1 protein-coding gene and 2 pseudogenes are annotated in these 2,160 nt (G+C 33.6%); all 3 read left to right on the forward strand.

Annotated elements, in window-relative coordinates:
* Positions 1-199 (forward strand): annotated as a pseudogene (locus MR285_RS05420) (class I SAM-dependent methyltransferase); the annotation flags it as partial.
* A gap of 1 nt (position 200) precedes the next feature.
* Entirely contained in the window at positions 201-1,121 is a 921-nt protein-coding gene (gene hslO, locus MR285_RS05425) for an Hsp33 family molecular chaperone HslO (RefSeq protein WP_293558810.1), read from the forward strand.
* Positions 1,122-1,305: 184 nt separating this feature from the next.
* Positions 1,306-2,040, forward strand: a pseudogene (locus MR285_RS05430) (type I restriction-modification system subunit M); the annotation flags it as partial.
* Between the last annotated feature and the right edge of the window lie 120 nt (positions 2,041-2,160).

Raw genomic sequence — 2,160 nt, forward strand, 5'->3', positions numbered from 1 at the left:
AGTTAATTTTTTTAGAAATATAAGGGACAATGATTATAAAAGATTTTACGAGGAACATTTTGAGAGAGCCTACGACTTATCTTTTGTAAAAAATTTATTAGAAGAAATTGGATTTTGTGAAATAGAAGTTTATGACGACTACGAATTTAAAGATGTGAAGGATACAACTTCAAGATACACAATTATTGCAAGGAGGTAATATGGGATATATTTTAAGAGCAATTGACGAGACTGAAACAATAAAAATTTCTGCTGCCATCACTACTGATGTGGTAGAAGAGGCAACTAAAATTCATAAATTATCAAAGACTACAAGTGCTGCACTAGGTAGAGTTTTAACTGCGGCATCAATTATTGGTTCTTGGCAAAAAAATGAAAAGGACTCAATAACTCTTTCTATTAATGGCGATGGGCCTGCAGGAAGAATTGTCGCAACTTGTAAAAACGACGGCTTCGTAAAGGGTTATGTTACAAATCCAACAGCAGATCTTCCAATAAGGGAAAGCGACGGCAAGATAGACGTGTCTGGAATTGTAGGCAAGGGGAATTTAACTCTTGTCATGGATACTGGAATGAAAAAACCTTATACGGGAACAGTAAACTTAACTACGGGAGAAATTGCCGAAGACCTTGCAGTTTATTTTCTTCAATCTGACCAAGTTCCATCTGCAGTTGGTCTTGGAGTATTAGTTGACGTGGACTATTCAATAAAGGCTGCAGGCGGATTCATTATTCAGTTAATGCCCGATGCAACTGAGGAGCAAATTTCAAAACTAGAGGAAAATTTAAAAAATCTTCCAAGTGTTACCTCAATTTTAGATGAATATCACGACGCAGAAAAATTAATTGAAATTTTAATGAAAGACATAAATTTTAAAATTCTTGAAAAGAGAGAAATCACTTATAAATGTAATTGCTCTCGAGAAAAAGTTGAAGACGCAATTATATCTGTTGGTCCAAAAGAAATTGAAGAGATTTTGCGCGAAGACAAAAAAGCTGAAGTTAGCTGTTATTTTTGCGACAAAGTTTATAATTTTGATGAAAGTGATTTAGAGAGAATGTTAAAAAAAGCCAAGGACATAAATAAAAATCGCGATGTAATTATTCAAGATAATTTTTAATGCCAATGTGCAAATTTTTACTTTAAAATATAAAAATCTTTGCTAGTCTTAATAGATTTTTAATTATAGATAAAGTAAAAGTTTATCCTATTGGAACTTTTAAAATGGGGATAAATAGCTTAGAAGTTACAAAGATAGAAGAAGGACTTGTCAAAGTCTAATCAGTAAAGTGAGGTAGAAGAGGATGTCAGATTTAACAAAGGAGAACAAGGAAACAATACAGAGAGCAGAACTTCATAGAAAAATTTGGGCTATCGCCGATGACGTTCGTGGGGCAGTAGACGGATGGGACTTCAAACAATATATACTAGGAATTTTGTTTTATAGATTTATTTCCGAAAATATTACTGAATTTTTTAATTCTGCCGAGCACGAAGCTGGGGACTTAGACTTTGATTATGCCGAAATTTCTGATGAAGAAGCAGAGTGCGATTTTAGACCAAATACTGTTGAAGATAAAGGTTTTTTTATATTGCCCAGCCAATTATTTAAAAATGTTGTTAAAACTGCTAGAGATAACGAAAATTTAAATACAGATTTAGCTAATATATTTAAGTCAATTGAAGGCAGTGCAGTAGGCTTTGCATCAGAAGATGATATAAAAGGCTTGTTTGAAGATGTAGATACAACAAGTAATCGTCTAGGAGGAACAGTAGCAGAAAAAAATAAAAGACTAGCGGATATACTAACAGGCATAGCAGAAATAAATTTTGGCAACTTTCAAGATAATGATATAGACGCCTTTGGAGATGCATATGAATATTTGATTTCAAATTATGCCAGCAACGCAGGTAAATCCGGTGGCGAGTTCTTCACTCCACAAACAGTATCAAAACTTTTAGCAAGGCTCGTAATGGATGGAAAAACAAACATTAATAAAGTATACGACCCTACTTGCGGGGAACGTGTCATAATAGTGATGGGTGCAGTTAATGTTATGAAACCAAGGGTTTCAGGAACTTTAAATAAATATATTTTGTGTATTGCTTAGAGTAATTAAAGTTGATTGCTGTAAGCAATGTATGAGAGGGGGCAAGAA

Source organism: Peptoniphilus sp., assembly GCF_022767005.1.
Classification (GTDB): domain Bacteria; phylum Bacillota; class Clostridia; order Tissierellales; family Peptoniphilaceae; genus Peptoniphilus_A.